We start from the raw sequence: 16,477 nt of genomic DNA, 5'->3' as shown, positions 1-16,477 counted from the left end.
TCCGTCGTCGGCAGCGTCAGATGTGTATAAGAGACAGCCCCACCATCGAGTACACGAAGACTGCACGCTTCGGGCGCGGTTTGCGTGCAGTCTGTGCGTACTCGACGGTGGGGGCGGGGGCGCAGGGACGGGGTCCTCTAGGGTGGACGGGTGGGCGGCGTACTGACCGGGTTCGGCATCATCGCCTTCGTCATCGTGGTCGGGTACGGCGCGGCGCGGCTCGGCGTCGGCGGGCCTACGGCGCCGTTCGTGCTGAACCGGATCGCGTTCTTCGTGACCAATCCGGCTCTGCTGTTCGTCACGCTCGCCCATGCCGACCTGCGGGTGGTGTTCTCGACGCAGCTGCTGGTCGCCGCCGTTGCGGCACTCGTCTCGGCCGGCGTGTTCGTCGTGCTGTCGCGGCTGTTCTTCCGGCTGCCCGCGCCGGAGACGACGATCGGCGCCCTCGGCGCCGGTTACGTCAACGCCAACAACATCGGCCTGCCGGTCGCCGTCTACGTGCTGGGGAGCGCGTCCTTCGTGGCGCCCGTCCTGCTGCTCCAGCTGATCGTGTTCGCGCCGATCGCGCTCACCGTCCTCGACACGACGACGCGCGCAGCGGTGTCGGTCGGCTCGATCCTGACGCAGCCCGTCCGGAACCCGATGATCATCGCTTCGCTTCTCGGCATCCTCATCGATGTGAGCGGGCTGAAGCTGCCCGATGCGGTGTTCCAGCCGTTCGCTCTGCTGGGCGGGGCCGCCGTCCCGCTGGTGCTGATGGCGTTCGGGATGTCGCTGGTCGGCTCCCGTCCGCTGCGGCCGGGCACCGGGCGGGCTCCGATCGTCGCGGCGGTGATCCTGAAGTCCGCCGTGGCGCCCCTCCTGGCCTTCGCCGTCGCCCGCTTCGTGTTCGGACTGCACGGCCAGACGCTGTTCGCCGCCGTCGCGCTCGCAGCGCTGCCGACCGCGCAGAACGTCTACAACTTCGCCGCGCGCTACGAGCGCGGGATGCCGCTGGCGCGGGATGTGGTGCTGCTCACCACGATCTTCGCGGTCCCCGCGCTCCTGGTCATCGCGACGTTGCTCGCGCCCTGACGGCGGCTCAGCGCTCCGTGCCCAGCGAGCGCAGATACTCCACGTTGCCCCGGATTGCGGCCTGGTACCGCTGCAGGTCCGGGGACGGGATGTTGTCCGCGGCCACCTCCATCAGCTCCGCCACAGCGGCGTCGCTGCGGCCGGCCGCGTGCAGCGACAGGGCATGCCAGAGGCGGACGGATTCCGATTCCGGAAACAACGACAGGGCCCGGTCGAGCACGACGAGCGACTCGTCGAACCGGTCGAGGTTGCGCAGGGTGCTCCCGTACTGCAGCAGGCAGCGCCGGAGAGTGTCGCCTTCGAGCCCGGTGTCGAGGGCGCGCTCGTAGTATCCCGCTGCGGTCTCCTCCTCGCCCGCCGTGTCGTACGCCCCGCCGACCTCGTAGAGCACATACGGGTCGTCCGGATGTTCGGCGAGCACGTCGAGCAGGGCCCGGATGGTGGGCTGCATGTCGCCGCGGTCGCGGGCGTCGAAGAGGATGCGCAGTCGCTCCAGCAGGGCGGGATCAGTGGTCACCCGGATCACCCTAGTGCGACCACGCCAGCAGGCCGCGGAGCGGGTCCGGCAGCTCGTCGGGGGCGAGGGCCGCAGTGAGCGCGGCCCCGTAGTGCTCCTTGCGGCCGGAGGTGGTGCCGAGGAAGCGGTGAAGCTGCAGTTCCAGCGGGCGCGTCCGCTGCGCCGGCTGCTGCTGGAACATCCGGAACAGCGGAGGTCGCCTTCCTGCTCCAGCGCCGCTTCCACTCGGGCGTGTCCGAGGGCGCGGAGCAGCTCGCCCTCCAAGTCCGGCCGGCACACGAAGACCGCATCCGCCGGCAGGCCTGCGCGCTCGAAGAACCGGGCCTCGGCCGCGTCGCAGAGGCCGCGCAGGCGTAGCCCAGCGCCGGACGCACCGAGATCCGCGGCGAATCGCCGGACGCTCATCGCCCCGCCCATCGGCACCACGACCGTCCCCTCCGCGACCAGGTCCACCTCCAGGATCCGCGCGGCAGTCAGGACGGCGGCGCGGTCGCTCGCACCCTCGACGAGGATCGCCGAGCTGACGTCCGTCCACTGATCGGTCACGCTCACATTCTGCGCGCGCGACTGTGCCCCTGTCGCACTCCGGCCCTCGCGCGTACGGTGCACGCCATGAAGATCATCATCTTTGCCGCAGGAGTCGCTGTCGGATACGTGATCGGGTCGCGCGCCGGCCGTGGAGCCTACGAGGATCTGCGCCGCAAGTGGCACGGGTTCACCGAGTCCGACACCGTGCAGCACATGAAGGGGGACGTGAAGGACTTCGCCGGCCGCGCCGCCGCCGACGTGGGGGACCGCGTCAGCGAGACCGTGAGCAAGGTCACCGAAAAGGCGTCGGCCAAGATCGACGAGGTCACCGGGAAGGCCTCCGCCAAGATCGACGAGGTCACCGGGAAGAACGGGAACGGTTCGGCCACCGCGACTCCCGCGATCTGAGCGGACGCACCGCCGCCGGCCTCCCGGTTCACGCCCCTTCGGGCGGGTGGGCGAGCAGGTCCACCCGCTCGGAGAGGTAGCCGGCGAAGGGACGTGCGCCCGCATCGCCGGCCGCCGGACTCCAGCGCACCAGGGCCTCGCCGTCGCGCAGGAAGAGCGGGCCGTCCGCGTCGTGCAGCAGCGCAGCATCCAGAGGGATACGCGGAGCGTCGAAGTTCACCGTCTCGCCGTCGCGGAAACCGCCGCGCCGCGCCGCCGCCCGCAGCGACCGGCGATCCTCCACCGACCGTGAGAGATTCTGCGGCCGGCCCGGAGGTGTCGCACGGATCAGCGTCCCGGTCGCCCGCAGTGCGCCGTCCGGTTCCAGCAGGAGGACGCCCAGTCGCCAGACGGCACCGACGCGGCGGAGCACCGGCTCCCGGCGGATCAGGAACGACCGCCGTGCCGGTATCAGCTCGGCGAGAGCCTCCCGGCGGGCATCGCCGGCGGCCAGTGCAGCGATGGCGTCGGCGATGGCCGCGTGGATGCGCGCGATCCCATCCTCGTCGCTACCGGCTGCCACGCCTTGAGCCTACGGCGGGGCGGGGGCTCTCACGCCGCGTGGATCGAGTACGAGTTGTCGTCCGTGACCAGCAGCAGCTCGAGCCCGGCCTGATGCCGCAGGATCACGAGAGCTGACGGATCCGTCGCGGCCACCCGCTCGATCTGGTTCAGGAAGATCCGGGCCATCTCGTCGGTGACGCGGAAGTCGCGCCCGAGCGCGTGGACGAGATATCCCGGCTGGGCACCCCGATGATGACCCAGCCCGGTCTCCTCCGCGAAGTCCTCGACAGCGACACGGATATCAGACGTCATGGTCATCTGGAGCTCCTTCTCTAGCGTTGAGGACAGTAGTCCCGAATCCCGCGCCGTACAGGGGTTGACGAAGAGTTAGATGGACGTCATGAAAACGTTCACCTTCCCCCGCACCGGCATCTCCGCGTCGAACATCGTCCTCGGCCTGATGCGCATCTCCTCGCTCGACGACGAGCAGATCCGGAGGCTGGTCCGAACGGCCCGCGACGAGGGCGTGACGATGTTCGACCATGCGGACATCTACGGCACGGAGCTCCACGGTTGCGAGCGTCGCTTCGGCGCCGCCGCTGCCATCCCGGCCGCGGAGCGCGACCAGGTCGTCATCCAGTCGAAGGTCGGCATCCGGAACGGGTTCTTCGACTTCTCCCGCGACCACATCCTCGATTCCGTGGATAAGTCCCTCGCCGCCCTCAGGACGGACTACCTCGACCTCCTGCTCCTCCACCGCCCGGACACCCTCGTCGAGCCCGAGGAGGTCGCGCTCGCCTTCGACGAGCTGCAGAGCGCGGGGAAGGTCCGCGCGTTCGGAGTGTCCAATCAGACGCCGGGGCAGATCGAGCTCCTGCAGCGCTCCCTGTCGCAGCCGCTCGTGGCGAACCAGGTGCAGCTCAGCATCACCCACGCTCCGCTGATCGCGCAGGGCGTCGCGGCGAACATGGCGGGACTCGAGCAGTCCGCGTCCCGCGACAACGGCATCCTGGACTATGCCCGGCTGCACGACATCGTGCTCCAGGCCTGGTCACCGTTCCAGAAGGGCTTCTTCGACGGCGTGTTCCTCGGCGACCGGGAGAACTACGCCGAGCTCAACGACGTGATCGACGAGCTGGCCGAGAAGTACGACGTCACACCGACCGCGATCGCCGTGGCCTGGATCACGCGGCACCCGGCCGGGATGCAGGTGGTGCTGGGCACCACGAACGCCCAGCGGGTGCGTGACGCGGCGGCCGGTTCGGAGATCCCGCTGACGCGGCAGGAGTGGTACCGGCTGTTCACGTCGGCGGGCCACACCCTGCCGTAACCGGGGCCCGACATTCGTCACGAATGTGGCGTTCAGCGCGCTCGGAGTGAACATTCGTGACGAATCTTGCGCCGTTCTGTGCTCGACCCGGTACGGTCGAAAGGTGGACGACCAACGGCTGTCGCTGCTGCGCCGAGCGGCGATGCGGGTGTGGCTGGCGCGGGTCGCCGCCGTCCGCGCCGGGCTGGTGCGCCCGGTGGGCGGGCGCCAGTCGTTCGTCGCCGGACGTCGTCCGCTGCGGGTCCTGATCGTCGGATCCGGGCCGGCGGCCGGCTGGGGCGTCGGGAGCCACGATCTCGGGCTTGCCGGCGGGGTCGCTCGCGCGCTCGCCGCATCCACCGGGTCCGGAGCCGTCGTCGATGTGGTGCCGCATCCCTCCGCGGGCGTGCGGCGTCTGGGCCGGATTCTGGAGGCGACAGGCGACGACCGGTACGACGCGATCGTTCTGAGCGGCGCGGTGCCGGACGCTCTGCGGCTTCCCGAGCCTCACCGCTGGGGCCTGCGCTTGCGGCGGCTGATCGAGCGCGCCCAGGCGCTCGGGCCACGATCCGTGGTCTGGCTGGGTGCGCAGCCCATCCGATCCATCCGCCCCTACGACTCACCCATGGGCGAGGTGGCCGACCTTCACGCGCGACGGCTCAACGCGGTGGCCCGCGAGACCTGCGAGGAAGCCGGCGCCCTGTTCGTCGCCCTGGAGGCGCCTCCGCGAACCGACTCGCGGCGACATCGGAGCCCCGCCGACTACCTGTTCTGGGCGCGGCAGCTCGTGGATGTTCTGGCTCCCGCACTCGACGCGGACGCGACGGCGCGCGTCACGCCCGTGAACCCGGCCTCCGATCGGGTCGAGGCGATCGAGCGGCTGAGGCTGAGCAACCGGGGAGGGGACGAGCGGCTGGACGGCATCGTCGGCACCGCGAAGCGGACTCTCGGTACGGAGATCGCGATGTTCACCGTGCTCGACGATGTGCGGGAGTGGCCGCTGGCATCGACCACCGGGACCACCTTCGACATCCCGATCGAGCAGTCGGCGTGCATCCACACCATCCAGACGCCCGACGGCATGGTGGTCCTGAACGCCGTAGAGGACGAGCGTTTCGCCACGAATGCCCTGGTGATCGGGCCGGCCGGGCTGCGCTACTACGCCGGTTACCCCGTGGAGGCTCCCGACGGCACGCGCATCGGCGCGCTCTGCGTGTTCGGGCGGCTCCCGCGCGAGCAGGCCGACGGCGACGCCGATCTGGATGTGCTGCGCGAGCTCGCCCTGCTGGTGCAGCGCGAGCTGTGGCGGTGGGAGCCGGAGGAGCGGAGCTAGCGCGCGGTTCAGCCCTCGAGCGCGGTGAGGAGGCGGTCGAGCGAGCCGCCGAGGCCCCAGCGCTCGGCCAGGGGCGCGAGCGCAGCACGCTGTTCCGGTGTGGGATGGACGAGGGGCGCGTTCACCGCGGGCAACGGGAGGTCGCGCACGACCTCGACGACGCGCGGTGCGACCGCGAGATAATCGGCTGCCGCCAGGAAGCGGGCGCGCGCTGCCGGCTTTATGCCGCTGCCGGAATCTTGGGCTGCCGCGATGATGCCGTCGAGGTCGCCGTACTCGGCGAGCAGAGCGGCGGCCGTCTTCTCGCCGATCCCGGCGACGCCGGGCAAGCCATCCGAGGTGTCACCGCGCATCGCCGCGAAGTCGGCGTACTGGTCGGCGCGCACGCCGTACTTCTGCTCCAGGGTCTCGCCCGTGACGAGTTCCAGGTTGCTCATGCCGCGCGCGGTATAGATGACTCGCATGTCACGTGCATTGTCGACCAGCTGGAACAGGTCGCGGTCGCCGGTGACCACATCCACGGGGCCGTCCGCGCGCGTCGCGAGTGTGCCGATGACGTCGTCCGCCTCGTGGTCGGCCGCACCCACGATCGGGATGCCGACCGCGCCGAGCACCTCCCGGATGAGCGGCACCTGGGTGACGAGAGCTGCGGGCGTCTCCTCCACATCCACCCCGCCGGGCACCAGCTGCGCGACACGGTGCGCCTTGTAGCTCGGGATGAGGTCCACGCGCCAGCGCGGCCGCCAGGCGTCGTCCCAGCAGGCGACCAGGACATCCGGCCGGTAGTCCGTGACCAGCTTGGCGATGATGTCCAGGAAGCCCCGCACGGCGTTCACGGGCGTGCCGTCCGGCGCCTTCACCGTGTCGGGCACGCCGTAGAACGCGCGGAAGTAGAGCGAGGCGCTGTCGAGCAGCATGGTTCGGCGGGTCACGCCCCCGATCCTGCCATGGACGGATGCGCGCGTGCACGCATCGCGCCGCCGCCCGCGAGGACCGGAACCGCCGCCAGGCGACCGGGCGCTAGCGTGGTCGGGTGACCTCTGCCCCGCTCATCGTGTCCGCCGTCGCTGTCGTGCGCGATCGCTCCGTGCTCATGGTGACCGCCCGCGGCCGGGACGTGTACTACCTGCCCGGGGGCAAGGTCGACCCGGGCGAGACGGCGGAGCAGGCCGCCGCACGAGAGGCGTTCGAGGAGGTCTCCCTCCCGCTCGAGTCGGCGGACCTCGAGGAGCTCTTCGAAGTCCGGACGCAGGCCCACGGCGAGCCGGACGGGCGCCTGGTGCACATGCGCGTCTTCCGGGCGTGGACCACGGACAGCCCGGTTCCGTCGAATGAGGTGGGCGCCATCCACTGGACGACCAGCGCAGACGCCGGTCGTTGCCCTCCGGCCGGAGTCGAGGTCCTCCGGCGGCTCGTGGAGCTGGATCTCATCGACTGACGCACGCCGGCGCCCGGTGGAGCGACGAGGGGCGGCCCGTGTCGACGGACCGCCCCTTGCCACCGGTAACGCGGTGGGGCGTTATGGCCGCTCGGCCCAGCCGCCGCGCGGCGGCGTCGGCCAGTGAGGCCGCGTGGGCACGATCGAGCTGACCGCGCCGGTCGCCGGGTCGAGCAGCACCTGCCGGTGCTGCGGGTGCCGCCAGTCGAACAGCCCGCCGAGGGAGCCCGCGCGGGCGTCGAAGGACGCGTCGCCGATCCGCCCGGTCAGCCAGTTGTTCTCGATGAAGCGCAGCACACTGGTCTGCTCGATGGCGGTGTGGTCCACCGCGTTCTGCGCGGCCCAGGGCGAGATCAGCAGCAGCGGAAGGCGCTGGCTGGGGCCGCAACGGTCGGCGTAGCCGCCCGCGACCTGCGTGACGCTGGTGCACACGCTGGAGTCGAAGGCCGAGTCGTTCGAGCCGTTCAGAACCTTCGGCGCGACGTGGTCGTACCAGCCGTCCGAGTCGTCGTACGCGACGACGACCGCGGTGCTGGACCAGCTGTCGGACTTCTGGAGGGCGTTGATCTCGTTGACGAGGAACCTCTGCTCGTCGATCGGGTCCGAGTAGCCGGCATGACCGTCCTGCGCCGCCGGGGCCTTCAGGAAGGAGACCGCCGGCAGGTTGTCCGCCGTGAGCGCCGCGTCGAACGAGGTCAGGTCGTACTGGTGGTTGGCCTGGTCGGTGTGCCCGATCGCCTTCACCGAGGTGGGGGCGAGGTGGTGCGGGTTCGACGTCGACGCGTAGTACTGGAACGGCGAGTGGTGCGGCGAGTAGTCCTTCGGCGTCGCACCCGCGATGTTCGCGGTGGTCGCGTCGCACGTGGCGTACGAGCCGGCCTGGCCGTTCCAGGGGGTGGTCGGCGTGAAGCCGCCCTGGAACCAGCCCCAGCTGACGCCCTTCGCGTTCAGCAGGTCGCCGACATTGCGGCCCGACATCCCGACGACGGCCGAGGACGCCGTGTGGTCGTTGTCGGAGCAGTCGTCGTAGGCCGGGTCCGGGTCGCCGATGACGGTGCCGACGCCGTGTGCGTCAGGCGACTGGATGGCAGTGGACGCGGTGAGCACCGCTCCCGTCTTCGGGTCGTAGGCGGTTCCACCGTGGGTCTGGCCGGAGACCAGGTTGAGCGCTCCGGGCGTGGACGGGCCGAAGGTGGTGTCCCAGCTGTTGTCGCTCATGGCGTAGTTCTGGGCGTAGTTCCACAGACCGGTCACCGTGTTGCCGTCGTAGTAGTCCATGACGAGACCCGGAGCGCCGTACGCGCCGGTGCACGTGTCGGTCTCGGTCTTCTGGACGAACTGGTCCATCGCGCCGCCGTCGACGGCCTTCTGCTCCGCCGCGTAGCTGTGGTTCTGGTCGCAGGTGACAGCCTGGGCCGGGCTGAGGCGCTTCGGCGCGTACAGGTTCGGGTTGTTCGTCAGCGTTCCCGAGGTGGCGAGGGTGTCGGCCTTCGGGGTGTTGGCGGCGGCCTGGAAGGGCGTGCCGTCGGTGTTCGCCGCGTTCGGGTAGGTGCCGAAATAGTGGTCGAAGGAGACGTTCTCGTCGAAGATCACGACGAGGTGCTTGATCGGGGTGGTGGTCTGGTTGGAGTGGTCGCCGTGCTGGCCGCCGGCGGAGGCGACGGCGGGCGCGCCCGCGAGGACGCCGGCGCCCGCGAGGGCGGCCGCGCCGGCGAGCGCGACGCCGGCCAGAGCGACCGGGGAGCGGCGCAGACGAGAGGGTCTGAACACGATTCCTTCTTCCTTTTCTTCACTTCCCCGGCACGGGCGTGACGGGATGCCTCCGCTGGACGGGCCTGCTCAGGCGAGCATGGTGCGGCCGAGCCAGTCGGAGGAGTCGCGGGCTCCGGGGAGCGCGAAGTAGTACCCGCCGCCGAACGGCTGGATGTAGTCGGTCAGCGGCTCGCCCGCCAAGCGCTTCTGGACCGCGACGAACTGGCGGTCGAGGTCCTGGTTGAAGGCGACGAAGATCAGGCCCATGTCGAGGTTTCCGTTGACGTCGAGCCCGCCGTCGTAGTTGTATGCCCGGCGGAGCATGCGCCGCCGATCGGTGTCCTTCGTGCGGGGATTGGCGAGCCGGATGTGCGCATCCAGCTGGATGACATCTCCGGTGGCGTCGTTCTCGTAGTGAGGGTCGTCGAACTCGGACGAGGCCGTCAGCGGCGCCCCGGAGTCGCGGCGGCGCCCGATCATGTTCTCCTGCTCGTGCAGGTTCACGCGGTCCCAGAACTCGACCCGCATCCGGATGACGCGGACGACGTGGTAGCTCCCTCCGGCCACCCACGCGGGCTCGGCTCCTCCCGGCGTCGCCCAGACCAGGCGCGCCATCTCCGCGGCGTCACGGGCGTCGGGGTTGCTGGTGCCGTCAGGTTGCGTGGCGTGCCGCTGGGGCGCGGGGGCGAGACGAACCCGTCCTGCCGCCAGCGCACCTGCATGCCGCCTCGCGTCGCGCGCGCGATCTCCCGGACCGCGTGCGTGACCGCATCCCGGTCGTCGGCGCACACCTGGAGCAGCAGATCGCCGTCGCAGACGTCCCTGCGGAGGGCGTCGTCGGGGAACTCGTCCATGGTCCGCAGCCGCGCGGGCTTGGCGCGGGCCAGCCCGAAGCGGTCGTCGAACAGCGTGGCGCCGGCCGAGACGGTGACGGTCAAGGAGTCGGGCACCACCGTCGGGCCGAGGACCCCGGAGTCCCGGGGAGGAGCGGTGAGGCCGGGGTCGGGCGGTGTGCCGCCGGTGGTGAGGAAGCGCGCTCGCTCGGTGACCGTCTTGAACAGGTCGGCGAGCTCGGCGCGGGAGGTGGCCGTCACGTCCAGCGCGACGAAGGAGGCGGCGCGCTGCGGCGGCGTCAGGATGCCCTGCTGGTGCGGGCCGTGAAACGGGACAGCGGCGCGGGTCGCGGCATGGGGACGACCGCCTGCCGCACCGAGACCGCCCGCCGCAGTGAGGGCCGTCGCCGCTGTCGCCGCCGTCGCCGCTGTCGCCGCCGTCGCAGCGCTCGCCTGCAGGAAGCCGCGGCGTCCCATCCCGTTCATGAGTCCCTCCTCGGATCGCACAGCGCAGCCACCGGCGCCAGCAGTTCCGCGGCTCGGTCGAGGGCCGCATCCACTCGCTCGCGAGCCGGGCGATCGAGTCCGCTCAATGTGGTCCAGCTGCCGTCGGCTGCGCGGTGGGACTCGACGAGCGCCTCCGCCTCCGACAGCGCCCGCTGCGTCTCCGCGAGCCGGTCGTAGCGACTCGTGAGCACCTCGTGCAGCGGCGCGAGTGCCGCCGCGGCTCCCGCGAGATTCGCGTCGACAGTCGCGAGCGACGTCCCCGATCCGGCGTCATCGGCGCCGGTCAGGGTGTTCTGGATGGCGTCCTCCACGATCTCGTGCGCGCGCAGCCCCACCTGGCCGGGATCGAGTTGCTCGCCGGCGAACGTCGTCACCAGCCGGTCCACCAGTCCGCTGAGGACGTGCGCCGACGCGGCGACCGCTTGTGCCGTCCCTCCCTGCCAGAGCTGCGACTCGACCAGGTGGAAGCCGGTCAGCCCGTGCCGCGGGAGCCCGTCGAGCTGGTCGCCGACATCGCCGAAGGCGCTGTACGCACCGCCGAGCGTCTCGTACGTGGTGTGTGCGGTCAGCCAGTCACGCTTCGCGGCTGCTAGGTCGCCCTCCTCGGCGTCGGCGGCCACCGCGGCGACCTGACGCTGGAGCACCGGGAGGCGCGCGGCGACCCAGGCCGTGTAGGTCTTCGCGACCGGGATGAGGTCGTTCCGGGTCACCGGGACGACGCCCGGCGTCAGCTGCGCGCCCGGCGGAGCCTTCCCCACGGTGACGGTCGGACCGCGAACCGGGTCGGCGTCGGCCGGCAGGCAGACGAAGCGGTAGCGTCCGGCGCCCAGCGAGACCCGGGCGGTGGCGTGGGCGCCGGCTCCGAGACTCTCGAGGTCGAGGTACACGCGCGTGCTGCCGACGGACTCCAGGTAGACCTCGATGCCGTCCACCGTCGTGTTGGTCACTGTGAAGCTCTGGTCTCCCCCGTCGGCGCGGGATGCGCTCCCGCCCCATCCGTGGCCGCAGTCGTCGAGGCCCGCGGAGACGTCGAAGGACCCGGCAGCCGATCCCGCTGTCGCCGGCACCGGCCGCAGCACCGCGGTCAGCACACCGGCCACGACTACCAGCGTTCCGATCGCCGCAAAGAGCGCGGCCAGCCGGGCGCGAGTCGACATCGGCGGATGCCTCCAGAAGGGGATGCGGGGATCCGGGCGAGCGCCCGGCGTGAGCGATCCTAGAAGCGTGCCGGAGACTGTGGAGGCGCCTTCACGCGGAGTTCACCCGACGGACATCCGAGCGCCACCGCACGGGGGACAGAGCCGTCGTTCGGGACGCGAACAGGGGCCGGACACCCGCTCGCGCCCGGGCGCATCATAGGAGAGTCGGACGGGGACGGAAGGGGGACCGATGCGCGAGGCCCGCTGCCCGCAGTGCCGGAGCGTCGCCCGGCTCGTGCGCAATCCCTACTACGGCGCCGGGCTCGCGGTGCACGCCGACCTTCTCGTGTGCGACGCCTGCGGCTACGCGGCGCTGGCCGACGACATCCCGGACGACGAACTCGAGGAGGCGCCACCGCCTCCCGGCCGCCTCCGCCGCTTCCTCCGCCGTCTCCTCCGACGCTGAGCGTCGCTGAGCGTCGCTCAGCGGCGCTCAGCGGCACTCAGCGGCACTCAGCGGATACGCACGCGCCCTTGCTGCCACATCCGCGCAGCCGTGACCCGCGGATTCGCCTGCTCGTCCGCATCCACGCCCAGCGCCGCATACAACCGGGCGAGGATCGTCTCGACCGCACGCACGCTCGTCCCGCGCTCGGCAGCGATCCGACGCGTGGATGCGCCCGACGCGACCAGCCGCAGCACCTCGGCCTGCGCGCGGGTGACCGTGCGCACATCCTCGTCGGGTTCTGCGACCCGGTGCTCGCCGCCGACGATGGCGGCATCCACAGCGGCGACCAGCACGTCCACATCCTTCACCTGCGATTTCACCAGGTACACGACGGACGGCGGGAGGGCGTCGTCGCCGACCGCCAGCTCGGGCGACAGGTGCGAGGTGAGCACGACGAGCCCGACCCAGGGGAGCTCGCGGTGGACACGCCAGAGCAGCTCGGCGCCCGAGTCGCCGCCGCCGAAGTCGAGGTCCGTCACGATCGCGTTCGGCTCCACCTCGACGATGGTGGCCCAGGCGTCGGCGGCGCTCGTCGCCTGCGACGCCTCGATGCCCGTGGAGCGGAGGGCGGACGCGACCATCGACGCGGTGAAGACGTCGTCATCGGCCACCACGGCACGGAGCGTGCGGGTTCTCGCGGAGGTATCGGTCATCGTTCTGGGTCTGTCCCTTACGTTTCCGCCCGAGAGGTGGACGCCACGAGTTCTGCGACGGCGTCGAGGAACACGCTGAGGGGGATGGGCTTGCTCAGGTAGCCGATCCCGGTTCCTGCGAGGTCGACCGGTGGGGTCAGGGAGCCGCTCAGAACCAGTATCGGTCGGCGGCTGCCGTCACTCCGGTGGCCGAGCAGCGCCAAGCATTCGCTGAGCGAACATTTCGGAAGGATCGCATCGAGCACCACTGCGTCCGGATCCACCTCGGCCGAGACCGCACGCGGGTCGTCCGTGGAGGTCGCCCGATACCCGCGGCTTCTCAGAGCCGCGGTCAAGGTGGCCCGGATGAGCGGGTCGTCATCGACGACGAGGATGTCCGCACCGGAGGTTTCGGCGACCATGGCGGCCAGTGTAGGCCGATCTCTGCCTACAATCCCCCCATGCCCTCGCAGCTCCGACCGCGCCCAGGCGCATGACGACGCCGTCCGAAGCGCTGCGCCGAGGCGGACTGGATGCCCTGTTCCACGGCCATCCGGACGGCGTCTGCGTCGTCGACATCTCCGGAACCTTCGTCGACTGCAACAGCGCCCTTGCCGCACTGACCGGCTACCCGCTGGAGGAGCTGGCCGGGATGACGTTCTCGCGGCTCCTGCACCCCGAGGCAGTCGATCACACCATGGCGCGATTCGGTGAGGCGCTCGCCGGGGAGAACCGCCGGTACGTCACGCGCATCGTGACGGCCAAGGGCCGCATCCGCTCGCTCGATGTGACGCTCATCCCGCTGCGCGGCGATGACGGCGAGGTGGTCGGCGTGCTCTCGATCGCTCGCGACATCGGCGACGTGGAGCGTGCCGCTGTGGCTGCGGCCGGCAACGAAGCGCTGGTGCGGATGGCCGCCCGGATCGCCGGATTCGCCGGCTGGGTCGTCGACGTCGAGACGGGCCAGATCGAGTGGAGCGAGGGCCTGTTCGGGCTGCTCGGGATGGAGCCGGGGCCGGTCCCGCTCGACGACGACGCCCTGGCGCTGTTCCTGCCCGAGGACCGGCGGGCCGTGCGCACGGCCTTCCAGCGGACGACGTTCCATGGCGCTCCGCTCGATGTCCGGGCGACCATCGTGACCGCCGGCGGTCGCTCGATGCACGTCCACATCGTCGGCGAGCCGGAGCTGAACGAGAACGGCCAGGTGGTCCGGATCCACGGCGCGTTCCACGACGTGACCGCTCTGGTGCGCCACCGGGAGGAGCAGCGGGCGATGGCCCGGCTGCTGCGCGACTCCCTCGACCAGGTGCACGACGCGATCGGCTTCGTCGACCGGTCCTGGAGATTCACGTTCGCGAACACGTGGGCGTTGCAGCTCGCGGGCATCGACGAGCAGCAGTTGCGCGCTCGTCCCCTGTGGGAGATGTTCCCCACCGCTCTCGGCAGCGCCTACGAGGGCATCTACCGGGACGCGATGGAACGCGGCGTCGCCGGAAGCGCCCGCGCCTTCTCGCCCGAGTGGGGGCGGTGGTTCGAGGTGGACGCGCATCCCACCGAGGAGGGCATCGCGATCATCGTGCGCGATGTGACCGACGATCAGGAATCGCGGCGCAAGCTCGACGAGTACACGCGTCGGGTGGCGTCGCAGGCGGCGCTCCTGGACGCAGCGCGCGATGCCATCCTCGTGCGGGACCTCGACGGCGTCGTGCGCTACTGGAACCGCGGCGCCGAGACGATCTACGGCATCACGGCGGTGGACGCGGTCGGCCGTTCCGTGCGTGGCCTCCTCTACGACGACCCGGCCGAGTTCGACGCGGCCTCCGCCGCGCTGCTTCGGGACGGGTTCTGGGTGGGAGAGCTACGGCAGCGGCGGGCGGACGGCTCGCAGCTCATCGCCGACTGCCGCTGGCAGCTCTCGCGCGCAGAGGACGGCGAGGTCACCGTTTTCGCCGTCAACTCCGACATCACGGAGCACCGGCGGCAGGAGGAGCAGCGCATCCGCACGCAGCGGATGGAGAGCCTCGGGACCCTCGCCGGCGGCATCGCGCACGACCTCAACAACGTGCTCACGCCCATCCTGATGTCGGTGCAGCTGCTGCGCCAGGACGAGCCGGACGCCCGGCGCCGCGACATGCTGGACGCTCTGGATGCTGCGGCCCAGCGCGGTGCGGCGATGATCCGTCAGGTGCTGTCGTTCGCCCGCGGGTCGGAGGGGCGAAGGGAGCCGGTCGACCTGGTGGCGTTGCTGCAGGAGGTCGGCCGGTTCTGCCGGGAGACGCTTCCGAAGTCGATCGACCTCCGGCTGGACATCCCCGACCGGCTGCCCGCGGTGGCGGGCGACGACACCGAGCTCTTCCAGGTACTGGTGAACCTGATCACGAACGCGCGCGACGCGATGCCCGAGGGCGGGGTGCTGAGCGTCCGCGCAACGGAGGAGGGCGACGGCGTCCGGCTCGAGGTCCGCGACTCCGGTTGCGGGATGGACGGGCCGACCGTCGGCCGCATCCTGGAGCCGTTCTTCACCACGAAGCAGACGGGCACCGGCCTCGGGCTGCCGACCTCCGCCGCCATCGTGAAGGCGCACGGCGGCGAGCTCGAGGTCGAGACCGCGCCCGGCGCGGGCACCGCGATCGGCTTCGCGCTGCCCGCCACTGCCGGGGATGCACCCGTGCGGCTGCGCGCTGGTGCGCCGGTTCCGGGGCGCGGGCGTGGGCGGCGGGTCCTCGTGGTGGACGACGAGTCGGCCATCTGCGAGCTGGTCCGCCAGACGCTCGACCGCGACGGCTTCGTCACCGAGGTCGCCCACGGGCGGGATGCGCTCCGCCTGCTCACGGCCGATCGCCCCTTCGACGCCGTGATCACCGACATCATGATGCCGGGCGTGAGCGGAGACGAGATCGCTCGGCATGTCTCCACGGAGCAGCCGCAGGCCGCGATCGTGCTGATGAGCGGGCTGCTGCCCGGTCCGGCTGCTCGGGCGGCCGTCGAGCGCGACGGAGCGCACTTCCTGCCGAAGCCGTTCACGCCGACCGCCTTGCTGGCGACGCTGGACGCGGCGCTGCAGCGGCAACCGGATCCCGCGGCACTGCTGCGGGCGATTCTCGAGCCGGCCCTCCAGGAGGCTGCGGCGGCGTTCGCGGCGCTCGCGGCAGAGCGGACGGAGCCAGGTGGCGAAGCGGGCGATGAGCCCGTCCCGCTCGCCGCGGCCGAGCGGAAGCGGCTGAGCACCCTCCTGGCGACGGCCGCCGAAGCCGCGCAGCAGGCGCTCGGCGATCGGGCGAGCGAGCCGCGCATCCACCGGATCGTCGGTGCCGCTGCCTCTGCGGCCATGGCGCTGTCGTTCGGCGCCGAGGTCGTGCCGGTCTCGGAGGTGCGGCGGCAGCTCGACGAGGGCCTGAGGATCCTGGCGGCGGGATCCTGGTCACCCGAAGACCAGGATCCCGCCGAATGGATGTCGCGCTGACGCCGCCGGGACCGGGGGGACGGGGGAGGCGGCGCGAGCACGCAACGCATCGATCATCCGCGCTGCGTCGTCGCGCGTGCAATGCCCTACACAGGCAGGTGTGCGTTCCGCGAACAAGAAAAGTAGCTGACGAGAGCGCTCTCCTATGCGAAGCTTCAGACATGAAGGAATCTCAGAGTGCGGAAGTGACGGAGCCGGCATCCGTCGGTGGGCCGGGCCGAGCCCCGGCTGGGATGCCTATCACGATCCGTTTGGGCGAGCGGGAGTACGCCGCCCTGGTCCGGATCGCGCGAGCGCGCGACACCACAGCAGCAACCCTGGTGGAGCAGCTGGTCCTGCATGCCCTCGGCAAGGCGAGCATTCCGCCGCCGGCCGATTCGCATCCCGCACGCCGCCATACCACCTACGAAGAGGCGACCGCGGGGTTCCGGCGGGATACGCCCCGATTGGCTCCCGAGCTGTAACCGAGCACCGTCGCCTCACCCGTTTCACC

General features: G+C 71.2%; 18 protein-coding genes and 2 pseudogenes. 9 read left to right on the top strand and 11 right to left on the bottom strand.

What is annotated here, in order from left to right; genetic code table 11:
• Positions 1-150 precede the first annotated feature (150 nt).
• Positions 151-1,074 (top strand): AEC family transporter, encoded by a 924-nt coding sequence (locus tag ACPYOG_RS05520; protein ID WP_481293243.1) that lies wholly within the window; start codon positions 151-153, stop codon positions 1,072-1,074.
• 7 nt (positions 1,075-1,081) lie between these two features.
• Here ACPYOG_RS05520 and ACPYOG_RS05515 read toward each other — a convergent pair whose 3' ends face one another.
• Positions 1,082-1,597 (bottom strand): tetratricopeptide repeat protein, encoded by a 516-nt coding sequence (locus ACPYOG_RS05515; protein ID WP_481293246.1) that lies wholly within the window; start codon positions 1,595-1,597, stop codon positions 1,082-1,084.
• Between the two features lie 4 nt (positions 1,598-1,601).
• Complete coding sequence (locus ACPYOG_RS05510) at positions 1,602-1,772, bottom strand: hypothetical protein (protein ID WP_481293248.1); 171 nt, start codon at positions 1,770-1,772, stop codon at positions 1,602-1,604.
• 50 nt (positions 1,773-1,822) lie between these two features.
• Here ACPYOG_RS05510 and ACPYOG_RS05505 point away from each other — a divergent pair, with 50 nt between their 5' ends.
• Positions 1,823-1,948 (top strand): hypothetical protein, encoded by a 126-nt coding sequence (locus ACPYOG_RS05505; protein WP_481293247.1) that lies wholly within the window; start codon positions 1,823-1,825, stop codon positions 1,946-1,948.
• Positions 1,949-2,032: 84 nt separating this feature from the next.
• Here the strand turns inward: ACPYOG_RS05505 and ACPYOG_RS05500 are convergent.
• Positions 2,033-2,137: pseudogene (locus tag ACPYOG_RS05500) on the bottom strand (TOPRIM nucleotidyl transferase/hydrolase domain-containing protein); the annotation flags it as partial.
• A 66-nt stretch (positions 2,138-2,203) separates the two neighbouring features.
• On the opposite strand from ACPYOG_RS05500, the gene ACPYOG_RS05495 reads away from it, so the two are divergent.
• Entirely contained in the window at positions 2,204-2,527 is a 324-nt protein-coding gene (locus tag ACPYOG_RS05495; RefSeq protein ID WP_481293242.1) for a hypothetical protein, read from the top strand.
• Between the two features lie 28 nt (positions 2,528-2,555).
• On the opposite strand, the gene ACPYOG_RS05490 is transcribed toward ACPYOG_RS05495, so the two are convergent.
• Positions 2,556-3,089: a hypothetical protein gene (locus tag ACPYOG_RS05490; protein WP_481293241.1), complete on the bottom strand. Its 534-nt coding sequence runs from the start codon at positions 3,087-3,089 to the stop codon at positions 2,556-2,558.
• Between the two features lie 29 nt (positions 3,090-3,118).
• On the bottom strand, positions 3,119-3,388 hold the full coding sequence (locus tag ACPYOG_RS05485) for a TetR family transcriptional regulator (RefSeq protein WP_481293240.1): 270 nt from the start codon (positions 3,386-3,388) through the stop codon (positions 3,119-3,121).
• An 82-nt stretch (positions 3,389-3,470) separates the two neighbouring features.
• Here ACPYOG_RS05485 and ACPYOG_RS05480 point away from each other — a divergent pair, with 82 nt between their 5' ends.
• On the top strand, positions 3,471-4,400 hold the full coding sequence (locus ACPYOG_RS05480) for an aldo/keto reductase (RefSeq protein WP_481293239.1): 930 nt from the start codon (positions 3,471-3,473) through the stop codon (positions 4,398-4,400).
• Between the two features lie 103 nt (positions 4,401-4,503).
• A complete protein-coding gene (locus ACPYOG_RS05475; RefSeq protein ID WP_481293238.1) occupies positions 4,504-5,712 on the top strand; it encodes a GDSL-type esterase/lipase family protein in 1,209 nt (402 codons plus the stop codon).
• A gap of 8 nt (positions 5,713-5,720) precedes the next feature.
• Here ACPYOG_RS05475 and ACPYOG_RS05470 read toward each other — a convergent pair whose 3' ends face one another.
• Positions 5,721-6,629 (bottom strand): 5'-3' exonuclease, encoded by a 909-nt coding sequence (locus ACPYOG_RS05470; RefSeq protein ID WP_481293245.1) that lies wholly within the window; start codon positions 6,627-6,629, stop codon positions 5,721-5,723.
• A gap of 116 nt (positions 6,630-6,745) precedes the next feature.
• Between ACPYOG_RS05470 and ACPYOG_RS05465 the strand changes: the two genes are divergently transcribed.
• The gene (locus tag ACPYOG_RS05465) at positions 6,746-7,150 is read left to right on the top strand and encodes an NUDIX hydrolase (RefSeq protein WP_481293237.1); all 405 of its coding nucleotides are present in this window, start codon (positions 6,746-6,748) and stop codon (positions 7,148-7,150) included.
• An 81-nt stretch (positions 7,151-7,231) separates the two neighbouring features.
• Here ACPYOG_RS05465 and ACPYOG_RS05460 read toward each other — a convergent pair whose 3' ends face one another.
• From ACPYOG_RS05460 to ACPYOG_RS05450, 3 genes and pseudogenes are all read right to left on the bottom strand, one after another.
• Positions 7,232-8,920 carry a phospholipase C gene (locus ACPYOG_RS05460; protein WP_481293236.1) on the bottom strand — a complete coding sequence of 563 codons (1,689 nt, stop codon included), beginning with the start codon at positions 8,918-8,920 and terminating at the stop codon, positions 7,232-7,234.
• 69 nt (positions 8,921-8,989) lie between these two features.
• Positions 8,990-10,212, bottom strand: a pseudogene (gene efeB, locus ACPYOG_RS05455) (iron uptake transporter deferrochelatase/peroxidase subunit).
• Between the two features lie 5 nt (positions 10,213-10,217).
• The gene (locus ACPYOG_RS05450) at positions 10,218-11,399 is read right to left on the bottom strand and encodes an imelysin family protein (RefSeq protein ID WP_481293235.1); all 1,182 of its coding nucleotides are present in this window, start codon (positions 11,397-11,399) and stop codon (positions 10,218-10,220) included.
• Positions 11,400-11,631: 232 nt separating this feature from the next.
• On the opposite strand from ACPYOG_RS05450, the gene ACPYOG_RS05445 reads away from it, so the two are divergent.
• Positions 11,632-11,847 carry a hypothetical protein gene (locus ACPYOG_RS05445; RefSeq protein ID WP_481293234.1) on the top strand — a complete coding sequence of 72 codons (216 nt, stop codon included), beginning with the start codon at positions 11,632-11,634 and terminating at the stop codon, positions 11,845-11,847.
• 47 nt (positions 11,848-11,894) lie between these two features.
• On the opposite strand, the gene ACPYOG_RS05440 is transcribed toward ACPYOG_RS05445, so the two are convergent.
• Together ACPYOG_RS05440 and ACPYOG_RS05435 are read right to left on the bottom strand one after the other, a co-directional pair.
• The gene (locus tag ACPYOG_RS05440; RefSeq protein WP_481293233.1) at positions 11,895-12,542 is read right to left on the bottom strand and encodes a response regulator; all 648 of its coding nucleotides are present in this window, start codon (positions 12,540-12,542) and stop codon (positions 11,895-11,897) included.
• 17 nt (positions 12,543-12,559) lie between these two features.
• Positions 12,560-12,943 (bottom strand): response regulator, encoded by a 384-nt coding sequence (locus ACPYOG_RS05435; protein WP_481293232.1) that lies wholly within the window; start codon positions 12,941-12,943, stop codon positions 12,560-12,562.
• Between the two features lie 71 nt (positions 12,944-13,014).
• On the opposite strand from ACPYOG_RS05435, the gene ACPYOG_RS05430 reads away from it, so the two are divergent.
• On the top strand, positions 13,015-15,984 hold the full coding sequence (locus ACPYOG_RS05430; RefSeq protein WP_481293231.1) for a PAS domain-containing sensor histidine kinase: 2,970 nt from the start codon (positions 13,015-13,017) through the stop codon (positions 15,982-15,984).
• A 233-nt stretch (positions 15,985-16,217) separates the two neighbouring features.
• Positions 16,218-16,448, top strand: coding sequence for a hypothetical protein (locus ACPYOG_RS05425; protein WP_481293230.1), 231 nt, complete (start codon positions 16,218-16,220; stop codon positions 16,446-16,448).
• Positions 16,449-16,477 lie beyond the last annotated feature (29 nt).

The organism is Leifsonia sp. HAY1-4F (genome assembly GCF_056755275.1).
Note: the sequence above shows the minus strand (reverse complement) of the source record. Positions and strands in the feature narration are given on the sequence as shown.

Excerpts from the sequence above, each read along its gene's own strand:
- ACPYOG_RS05495 (WP_481293242.1), top strand. The coding sequence starts at position 2,204 with ATGAAGATCATCATCTTTGCCGCAGGAGTCGCTGTCGGATACGTGATC.
- ACPYOG_RS05435 (WP_481293232.1), bottom strand. The coding sequence starts at position 12,943 with ATGGTCGCCGAAACCTCCGGTGCGGACATCCTCGTCGTCGATGACGAC.
- ACPYOG_RS05470 (WP_481293245.1), bottom strand. The coding sequence starts at position 6,629 with ATGCTGCTCGACAGCGCCTCGCTCTACTTCCGCGCGTTCTACGGCGTG.
- ACPYOG_RS05440 (WP_481293233.1), bottom strand. The coding sequence starts at position 12,542 with ATGACCGATACCTCCGCGAGAACCCGCACGCTCCGTGCCGTGGTGGCC.
- ACPYOG_RS05430 (WP_481293231.1), top strand. The coding sequence starts at position 13,015 with ATGACGACGCCGTCCGAAGCGCTGCGCCGAGGCGGACTGGATGCCCTG.
- ACPYOG_RS05485 (WP_481293240.1), bottom strand. The coding sequence starts at position 3,388 with ATGACCATGACGTCTGATATCCGTGTCGCTGTCGAGGACTTCGCGGAG.
- ACPYOG_RS05425 (WP_481293230.1), top strand. The coding sequence starts at position 16,218 with ATGCCTATCACGATCCGTTTGGGCGAGCGGGAGTACGCCGCCCTGGTC.
- ACPYOG_RS05445 (WP_481293234.1), top strand. The coding sequence starts at position 11,632 with ATGCGCGAGGCCCGCTGCCCGCAGTGCCGGAGCGTCGCCCGGCTCGTG.
- ACPYOG_RS05480 (WP_481293239.1), top strand. The coding sequence starts at position 3,471 with ATGAAAACGTTCACCTTCCCCCGCACCGGCATCTCCGCGTCGAACATC.
- ACPYOG_RS05510 (WP_481293248.1), bottom strand. The coding sequence starts at position 1,772 with ATGTTCCAGCAGCAGCCGGCGCAGCGGACGCGCCCGCTGGAACTGCAG.
- ACPYOG_RS05450 (WP_481293235.1), bottom strand. The coding sequence starts at position 11,399 with ATGTCGACTCGCGCCCGGCTGGCCGCGCTCTTTGCGGCGATCGGAACG.